The sequence below is a fragment of the Angustibacter aerolatus genome (assembly GCF_054776675.1).
Genome location: NZ_BAAHBM010000111.1, coordinates 1 through 8,970 on the forward strand (window position 1 = coordinate 1; position 8,970 = coordinate 8,970).

The 8,970-nt window shown below is 75.8% G+C and carries 6 protein-coding genes and 2 riboswitches; of the genes, 5 read left to right on the plus strand and 1 reads right to left on the minus strand.

Going from position 1 to position 8,970, the window contains the following annotated elements; genetic code table 11:
• Positions 1-97 precede the first annotated feature (97 nt).
• Positions 98-1,606 carry a cobyric acid synthase gene (locus ACYVI6_RS16895; RefSeq protein WP_460447481.1) on the plus strand — a complete coding sequence of 503 codons (1,509 nt, stop codon included), beginning with the start codon at positions 98-100 and terminating at the stop codon, positions 1,604-1,606.
• Between the two features lie 170 nt (positions 1,607-1,776).
• Positions 1,777-1,851: riboswitch (cobalamin riboswitch) on the plus strand.
• Between the two features lie 52 nt (positions 1,852-1,903).
• Positions 1,904-5,644, plus strand: coding sequence for a cobaltochelatase subunit CobN (gene cobN, locus ACYVI6_RS16900; RefSeq protein WP_460447482.1), 3,741 nt, complete (start codon positions 1,904-1,906; stop codon positions 5,642-5,644).
• On the opposite strand, the gene ACYVI6_RS16905 is transcribed toward cobN, so the two are convergent.
• Positions 5,645-6,061: a nuclear transport factor 2 family protein gene (locus ACYVI6_RS16905; RefSeq protein ID WP_460447483.1), complete on the minus strand. Its 417-nt coding sequence runs from the start codon at positions 6,059-6,061 to the stop codon at positions 5,645-5,647. It lies immediately after the preceding gene.
• A 70-nt stretch (positions 6,062-6,131) separates the two neighbouring features.
• Here ACYVI6_RS16905 and ACYVI6_RS16910 point away from each other — a divergent pair, with 70 nt between their 5' ends.
• The 3 genes from ACYVI6_RS16910 to ACYVI6_RS16920 form a co-directional block, all read left to right on the plus strand.
• On the plus strand, positions 6,132-6,659 hold the full coding sequence (locus ACYVI6_RS16910; RefSeq protein WP_460447484.1) for a MarR family winged helix-turn-helix transcriptional regulator: 528 nt from the start codon (positions 6,132-6,134) through the stop codon (positions 6,657-6,659).
• Between the two features lie 135 nt (positions 6,660-6,794).
• Positions 6,795-7,820 (plus strand): PQQ-dependent sugar dehydrogenase, encoded by a 1,026-nt coding sequence (locus ACYVI6_RS16915; protein WP_460447485.1) that lies wholly within the window; start codon positions 6,795-6,797, stop codon positions 7,818-7,820.
• Between the two features lie 56 nt (positions 7,821-7,876).
• Positions 7,877-7,966, plus strand: a riboswitch (adenosylcobalamin (AdoCbl) riboswitch).
• Between the two features lie 85 nt (positions 7,967-8,051).
• Positions 8,052-8,970 (plus strand): ATP-binding protein (locus ACYVI6_RS16920; protein ID WP_460447486.1); only part of this gene is annotated, 919 nt, incomplete at its 3' end.

Genomic DNA, 8,970 nt, shown 5'->3' on the forward strand with positions numbered 1-8,970 from the left:
GCGTGCGCGACCTGGCCCCCGCCGTCCGGCTCGCCGGCGGCGTCGACGTCGCCGCCGCAGGGCTCGGCGTCGGCGTGGCGCTCGCGGTCGGCCGCCGGTGACCGGCGCGCTGCTGGTCGCCGGCACGACGTCCGACGCCGGCAAGAGCCTGGTCACCACCGGCCTGTGCCGCTGGTTCGCCCGGCAGGGGCTGCGGGTCGCGCCGTACAAGGCGCAGAACATGAGCAACAACTCGATGGTCACGGCGGACGGCGGCGAGATCGGGCGGGCCCAGTGGCTGCAGGCGGTGGCGGCGCGCGCCGAGCCCGAGGTCGCGATGAACCCGGTGCTGCTCAAGCCCGGCAGCGACCGCCGCAGCCACGCGGTGCTCATGGGGCAGCCGTGGGGCGAGCTGCAGGCGGGCGAGTTCGCGACCGGACGCCGTGCACTGGCCACCGCCGCCTGGGCGGCGTTCGACGAGCTGCGGTCGCGGTTCGACGTCGTGGTGTGCGAGGGCGCGGGCAGTCCCGCCGAGGTCAACCTGCGGGCCGGCGACTACGTGAACATGGGCCTGGCGCGGCACGCGCGGATGCCGGCGGTCGTGGTGGGTGACATCGACCGCGGCGGGGTGCTGGCGGCGATGTTCGGCACGCTCGCGCTGCTCGACGCCGACGACCAGGCGCTGGTGGCGGGCTGGGTGGTGAACAAGTTCCGCGGCGACGTCGGGTTGCTGCGACCCGGGCTCGACCGGCTCGAGCAGGTGACCGGGCGCCCGGTGCTGGGCGTGCTGCCGTGGCTGCCCGGTGCGTGGTCGGACGCCGAGGACGCGCTGGCGATCGCCGGCTGGCGGGGTGAGGCGGCGGCGCCGGCCGCGGGCGACCGGCTGAGCGTCGCGGTGGTGCGGCTGCCGCGGGTGTCGAACGCCACCGACGTCGACGCCCTCGCCCTCGAACCGGGCGTCACGGTGACCGTGACCGCCGACCCGGACGTGGTCGCGGCGAGCGACGTCGTGGTGCTGCCGGGCAGCCGGTCGACCGTGAGCGACCTCGAGTGGTTGCGGCGCAACGGGATCGCGGCCGCCGTCTCCGCGCACGCCGCTGCCGGTCGACCGGTGCTGGGCGTCTGCGGTGGTCACCAGATGCTGGCCGCGAGCATCGACGACGAGATCGAGTCGGGCGCCGGCCGGGTCGACGGCCTCGGCCTGCTGCCGACCACGGTGCGGTTCGACCGCGACAAGCACCTGGGCCGGCCGCAGGGGGCGTGGCGCGGCGAGCCGGTCACCGCCTACGAGATCCACCACGGCGTCACCTCGCTCGACGCGGCCGACCCGCGGGCCGCGGAGGCCGAGCCGTTCCTCGACGGGTGGCGGCTCGGGTCGGTGTGGGGCACCACCTGGCACGGCGCCCTCGAGCACGACGGGTTCCGCCGGGCGTGGCTGGTGGCCGCCGTCGCGCAGGCCGACCGGCGCTTCGTGCCCGCGCCCGGGCCGGGGTTCGCCGCCCGCCGCGAGGGCATGGTCGACGCGCTCGCCGTCGCCGTCGAGGACGCCCTCGACACCGCGGCGCTGCTGCGGCTGGTCGAGCACGGCGCGCCGTCCGGCCTGCCGCTGCTGCCGCCCGGCGCCTGACGCCCGCCGGGGCCACCGAGCCCGTCGGCCGACGCCTCGAGGGGTCGTCGCACCGTTCCACGGGCGTGCACGCCACCCGGACGGTGCCGCAGCCGACTTCACGTGGCTCGCGGCACGAGGCCGAGGCAGTAGCCCGGCCCGGTAGGGTCCGGGGCACGACGACGGCGCGGCAGGAACCCGGTGCGAGCCCGGGGCGGTCCCGCCACTGTGAGCCGGCTCCTCGCGAGCCGGTGAGCCAGAGACTGCGGCCGTCGTGCCTGCCGACCCCGGGGCGAGCGACCCCGAGATGGGAATCCCGTGCCGCGGCTGCTGCTGCTCTCGACGTCCGACACCGACCTGCTCGCCGCGCACCGCACCGGGCGCTGGCGGGTGGGGAACCCCGCCCGGGTCGACGCGAGCGAGGTGCCGGCCGTGCTCGGCGGAGCCGACCCGGCCGACCTCGTGGTCGTGCGGCTGCTCGGTGGGCGACAGGCCTGGCCCGAGGGCCTCGACGCGGTGCTCGCGAGCGGGTTGCCGACCGTGGTGGTCAGCGGGGAGAACGCCGCGGACGCCGCGCTGCAGGCGCTCTCGACCGTGCCGGCCGGTGTCGTGACGCAGGCGCTGGCCTACCTCGTCGAGGGCGGCGTCGACAACCTGCGGGAGCTGGCGGCGTTCCTGGCCGACACGGTGCTGCTCGACGGCGAGGGCTTCGAACCGCCGCGCGCCATGCCGCAGCACGGGGTGCACGTGTGGCAGCCGTCCCGCGAGCCGGACGCCGGGGCGCCGCGGGTCGGCGTCGTCTACTACCGGGCGCACGAGCTGAGCGGCAACACGGCGTTCGTCGAGGGGCTGTGCGAGGCGGTGCTGGCGGCCGGGGGCGAACCGGTGCCGGTGTTCTGCGGCTCCCTGCGCGGGCTGCGCCACCAGGACACGTCGGGGGGCGACGCGGCCGACCTGCTGGCGGTGCTCGGGTCGTGCGACGTGCTGGTCACGACGGTGCTGGCGGCCGGCGGCACGGTCGCGGCCGACGCGAGCGCGGGGGGCGACGACGACGCGTGGGACGCCGGGGCGCTGGGCACGCTCGACGTGCCGCTGCTGCAGGGCCTGGCGCTGACGTCGTCGCGCGCGGCGTGGGACGCCTCCGACGCGGCGCTGAGCCCGCTCGACGCGACGACGCAGGTCGCGATCCCTGAGTTCGACGGGCGGCTGATCGGCGTGCCGTTCTCCTTCAAGGAGCTCGACGCCGGCGAGGGCGGCCCGGTGCCGGTCTACGTGCCCGACCCCGAGCGCTGCGCACGGCTGGCCGGGCTGGCGGTCGCGCACGGCCGGCTGCGGCACGTGCCGGTCGCCCGGCGGCGGATCGCGCTGGTGCTGTCGTCGTACCCGACCAAGCACGCGCGCATCGGCAACGCCGTCGGGCTCGACACCCCGGCCAGCGCGGTCGTGCTGCTCGACGAGCTGCGCCGCGCGGGGTACGACGTCGGCGACGGGTTCGACGGGACCGGCGACGAGCTGGTGCACGCGCTCATCGCCGCCGGCGGGCACGACACCGAGTGGCTCACCGACGAGCAGCTGGCGAACGCCGTGGCGAAGGTGCCGGGCGCGACGTACCGGCGCTGGTTCGGCCGGGTGCCCGCCGAGCTGCGCGAGGCCATGACGCAGGCCTGGGGCGAGGCGCCGGGCTCGCTGTACGTGGACGAGTCGGGCGACGAGCCGGCGATCGCCCTGGCCGCGTTGCAGTTCGGCAACCTGGTGCTGATGATCCAGCCGCCGCGCGGGTTCGGCGAGAACCCGGTCGCGATCTACCACGACCCCGACATGGCCCCCTCGCACCACTACCTCGCCGCGTACCGCTGGCTCGAGGCACCGCCGTCCGACGGCGGCTTCGGGGCGCACGCCGTGGTGCACCTGGGCAAGCACGGCACGCTGGAGTGGTTGCCGGGCAAGGGGATCGGGCTGTCGGCGGGCTGCGCGCCCGACGCCGTGCTCGGCAACCTGCCGATGGTCTACCCGTTCATCGTGAACGACCCGGGCGAGGGCACGCAGGCCAAGCGCCGCGCGCACGCCACGGTCGTCGACCACCTCGTGCCGCCGATGGCGCGGGCCGAGACGTACGGCGAGATGGCGCGGCTCGAGCAGCTGCTCGACGAGTACGCCACGGTGCAGGCGCTCGACCCCGACAAGGTGCCCGCGCTGCGCCAGCAGATCTGGACGACGATCCAGGCCGCGCAGCTGCACCACGACCTGCACCTCGACGCCGCGCCCGACGACGACGGCTTCGACGACTTCGTGCTGCACGTCGACGGGTACCTCTGCGAGATCAAGGACGTGCAGATCCGCGACGGGCTGCACGTGCTGGGCCAGGGACCGGTCGGCGAGCCGCGGGTCAACCTGGTGCTCGCGGTGCTGCGGGCGTCCCAGGTGTGGGGCGGCCGGGCGCAGGCGCTGCCCGGCCTGCGCAGCACCGTGGCGGCGTGGGCCGGTCTCGACGAGGCGGTGCTGCTCGCCGAGCCCGGCGCCGCCGTCGAACAGGTTGCGGCGCAGCGGCTGACGGCGCTGGTCGAGGGACCGAGCCGCTCGGCGTCCGACGTCGTCGACCTGCTCGAGCAGCTCTGCCGCGCGCTGGTCGAGCGGATGGAGCAGCTCGACTGGGTGGCCGACCGCGCGGCCGACGTCTGCGTCGAGGTGCTGGGCGAGAAGGTGCCCGACGTGGTGCGGGTGCTCGACTTCGGGGCGACCGAGCTGGTGCCGCGGCTGGGCCGCACCACCGACGAGGTCGGCAACGTGCTGCACGCTCTCGACGGCGGCTTCGTGCCGGCCGGGCCGTCGGGGTCGCCGACCCGCGGCCTGGTCAACGTGCTGCCGACCGGCCGCAACTTCTACGCCGTCGACCCGCGCGCCGTGCCGTCGCGCAACAGCTGGGACACCGGCGTCGCGCTCGCCGAGTCGCTGCTCGCGCGGCACCGCCACGACACGGGGGAGTGGCCGCGCTCGGTCGGCCTGTCGGTGTGGGGCACCGCCTGCATGCGCACCCAGGGCGACGACGTCGCCGAGCTGCTGTGGCTGCTGGGCGTGCGCCCGACGTGGGACGACGCCTCGCGCCGCCTCACCGGCCTCGCCGTCGTGCCGCTCGCCGAGCTCGGCCGGCCCCGGGTCGACGTCACGATCCGCATCTCGGGCTTCTTCCGCGAGGCGTTCCCGCACGTGGTGACCATGCTCGACGACGCGGTGCGGATGGTGGCGGCGCTCGACGAGCCGGCGTCCGACAACTACGTGCGGGCGCACGTCGGCGCCGACCTGGCAGACGGCGTCAGCGAGCGCCGCGCGACCGCCCGCGTCTTCGGCTCCAAGCCCGGGGCGTACGGCGCGGGCCTGCTGCCGCTGGTCGACTCGCGGTCGTGGCGCTCGGACGCCGACCTCGCCGAGGTCTACGCGGTGTGGGGCGGGTACGCCTACGGTCGCGGGCTCGACGGCGCCGAGGCCCGCGGCGACATGGAGCGCACCTACGCGCGGATGCAGGTCGCCGCCAAGAACCAGGACACCCGCGAGCACGACATCGTCGACAGCGACGACTACTTCCAGTACCACGGCGGGATGGTCGCGATGGTGCGGCACCTGACCGGCGGCGACGTCGCGGCGTACGTCGGCGACTCGGCGGTGCCCGACCAGGTGCGAACGCGGACGCTGGAGGAGGAGACCAAGCGGGTCTTCCGCTCGCGCGTCGTCAACCCGCGCTGGATCGCCGCGATGCAGCGGCACGGGTACAAGGGCGCGTTCGAGATGGCCGCCACCGTCGACTACCTCTTCGGGTACGACGCCACCGCCGGGGTCGTCGACGACTGGATGTACGAGACGCTCACCCGCGAGTACGTGCAGGACCCGGGCGTCGCGGAGTTCATGCGCCGCTCGAACCCCTGGGCGCGCAAGGGCGTGGCCGAGCGGCTGCTCGAGGCGGCCCAGCGCGGGCTGTGGGCCGCGCCGTCGCCCGAGGCGCTGCAGGCGCTGCAGGACGCCGTGCTCGACGCCGAGGGCGACCTCGAGGGCCCCGACGAGCCGTGATCAGGCGTTCCAGAACGCGTCGACCTCGTACTGGTCGCGGGTGTGGAACCACGACTCGACGACCTGCCCGTCGCGCATCGCGCAGACGTGCGCCAGGTGGTTGGTGAGCTGGACGTCGACGCCGGGCCTGGTGGCGGTGTAGGTGACGAGCGCCACCGCGACCTCGTCGTCGGCCAGCACGCGGTGCACGTCCAGCCGCAGCGTCCCCTCGGTCGCCGCCGACGCCCGGCCGACGAACTCCAGCACGCCGTCGGGGCCGGAGTAGGTACCGGTGTTCGGGCCGCGGCCGGGCACGTGCAGCCGGGCGTCCGGGGCGAGTGACGCGGCGGCGGCGGGCAGGTCGCCGCGGCTCAAGGCCGCGTAGAGCTCGCGGACGGCAATGGCGTTGCGCTCTGCGGTGGACGGGCTGTGCGACATCGGATCCTCCTGAAGTAGTTCGACGTCGAAGAGCACGGCCGTCGAGGAACTTCGGTGTCAAACTTCTTCGGTGACCGATGTCGACGAGCCGGTGCGCCGCATGCTCGACCAGTGGGCCGTCGAGCGACCCGACCTCGACGTGGCGCCGATGGCGGTGCTCGGCCGGCTCGGTCGGGCCGGCGCCCTGGTCGAGCGGGCGATCGCGGCCACGCTGAGCCGGCACGGGGTGAACCGCGGGGAGTACGACGTGCTGGCGACGCTGCGCCGCTCGGGCGCGCCGTACGCCCTCACCCCGAGCCGGTTGGCCGAGGCCGTGCTGCTGTCGCCCGCGGCGATGACGAACCGCATCGACCGACTGCGCGACCTGGGTCTCGTGCGGCGGCAGCGCAACCCCGCCGACGGCCGGGGCTGGTTCGTCGAGCTCACGCCCGACGGCCGGCGGGTGGTCGACGAGGCGACGGACGACCACGTCCGCACGCTGCACGAGGTGCTCGCCCCGCTGGGCCCGCGTCAGCGGACCCAGCTCTCGCGGTTGCTCGTCGTGCTCGCACAGGGCCTGGTGGCCGGCGGCACCCGAGACGGCGACGGCCGCGCCTGAGCGGCCTGCCACGATCCGGGCACCTGGCCGCGAACCCGGCCTATGGTGGCCAGCATGTCGACGACGACGTCCACGAGGTCCACGAGGTCCACGCGTTCCACGGTCCGACGGCGCACGGCCGCGACGCTGCTCGCGGTGCCCGGCCTGGTCCTCGGTGGGCTGCTCGCCCCGACGGTGGCGGACGGTGCCGCCCCGGCGGTGCGGGTCACGCGCACCGTGGCGACCGGTCTGGACGTGCCGTGGAACGTCGCGCCGCTGCCCGACGGCTCGGGTGCGCTGGTCTCGCAGCGCGACACCGGCGTGGTGTCGCTGGTGGCGCCGCGCGGCGGGCGGGTGCGCCAGGTCGGCCGGGTCGCCGTCACCTCGGGCGGCGAGGGCGGTCTGCTCGGGCTGGCGCTGTCGCCGTCGTTCTCGAAGGACCACTGGGTCTACGCGTACTACTCCACCGCCCGCGACAACCGCGTCGTCCGGATGCAGTACGCCGGGGGCCGGCTGGGTGGCACGCACCTGCTGCTGTCGGGCATCCCGCGCGGCAGCCGGCACAACGGCGGCGGGCTGGCGTTCAGCCCCAAGGGGATGCTGTACGTGTCGACCGGCGACTCCGGCGACAGCGCGCTCGCCCAGCGGCGCGGGTCGCTCGCCGGCAAGGTGCTGCGGATGCACCCCGACGGCCGGCGTCCGACGAGCAACCCGTTCGGCTCGTACGTGTGGAGCGTCGGCCACCGCAACCCGCAGGGGCTGGCGTTCGACGCCGACGGCCGGCTGTGGGCGACCGAGTTCGGCAACAACGCGTGGGACGAGCTGAACGTCATCAGCAAGGGGAAGAACTACGGCTGGCCCACGGTCGAGGGCCGCAGCGACGACAGCAGGTTCGTCGGCCCGAAGGCGGTGTGGCGGACGTCGGCGGGCGGCCCGTCCGGCATCGCGATCGTGCACGGTGCGGCGTACATCGGGGCGGTCACCGGCACCCGGCTCTACCGGGTGCCCCTGCGCGGCGCCTCCGCCGGCACCCCGGTCGCCTACCTCACCGGCACCTACGGGCGGCTGCGCGCGGTCGCCCGCTCGTCGGCGAACGGGCTGTGGGTGGGCACCTCGAACCGGGACGCCAACGGCACGCCGCGCCGCGGCGACGACCGGATCCTGCGCCTCCAGGTGCCCTGAGCCGGTCGGCCGGCGCGGCAGGACGGGCTGTCCGCGCGCTGTGCCAGGATGGCTGCGACGTCGGCAGAGGAACCCGGTGCGAGTCCGGGACGGTCCCGCCACTGTGACCCGAGCACGCTCGGGGAGTCAGGACATCGGCCGTCGTCCGCCCCGTCGGCGTGCCCTGCGCGCGCCGGTCGGGCGGCCACCGACCGGCAGCGGGCGCGGACCCGCTGAGCGAACAGGACCCGCATGCCTGCCAGCCCCACGTACCCCTTCACCGCCGTCGTCGGCGCCGACGACCTGCGCCTGGCGCTGCTGCTGAGCGCCGTGTCGCCCGCTGTCGGCGGGGTGCTCGTGCGCGGCGAGAAGGGCACCGCCAAGTCGACGATGGTGCGGGCGCTCGCCGCCCTGCTGCCACCGGTGGCCGTGGTGGACGGCTGCCGGTTCTCGTGCGACCCGGCCGACCCCGACCCCGCCTGCCCCGACGGCCCGCACGACCTGAGCCGGGCAGCGGGTGCGCACGAGCGGCCGGCCCGCCTCGTCGAGCTGCCGGTCGGCGCCACCGAGGACCGCGTGCTCGGCTCGCTGCACCTCGAGCGCGCACTGGCCCAGGGCGTCGCGGCGTACGAGCCGGGGCTGCTGGCCGCCGCCCACCGCGGCCTGCTCTACGTCGACGAGGTCAACCTGCTGGGCGACCACCTGGTCGACGTGCTGCTCGACGCCGCCGCGATGGGCCGCTCGACGGTCGAGCGCGAGGGCGTGTCGGCCTCCCACGCCGCGCGCTTCGTGCTCGTCGGCACCATGAACCCCGAGGAGGGCGAGCTGCGCCCGCAGCTGCTCGACCGCTTCGGCCTGACCGTCGAGGTGGCGGCCAGCCGCGACCCCGCCGTCCGCGTCGAGGTGGTGCGGCGGCGGCTGGCGTTCGAGGCCGACCCGGCCGCGTTCGCCGAGCGCTTCGCCGCCGACGAGGTCGAGCTCGCCGAGCGGGTCGCCGGCGCCCGGCGGCTGCTGCCCGAGGTGCTGCTGACCGACGCCGCGCTGCGCGAGGTCGCCGAGGTCTGCGCCGCGTTCGGCGTCGACGGGATGCGCGCCGACCTGGTCACCGCGCGCACCGCCGTCGCGCACGCCGCGTGGCACGGGCGGCGCGTCGTCGAGACCGAGGACGTGC

Coding starts and splice junctions, on each gene's coding strand:
- ACYVI6_RS16905 (WP_460447483.1), bottom strand. CDS start 6,061: ATGTCGCACAGCCCGTCCACCGCAGAGCGCAACGCCATTGCCGTCCGC.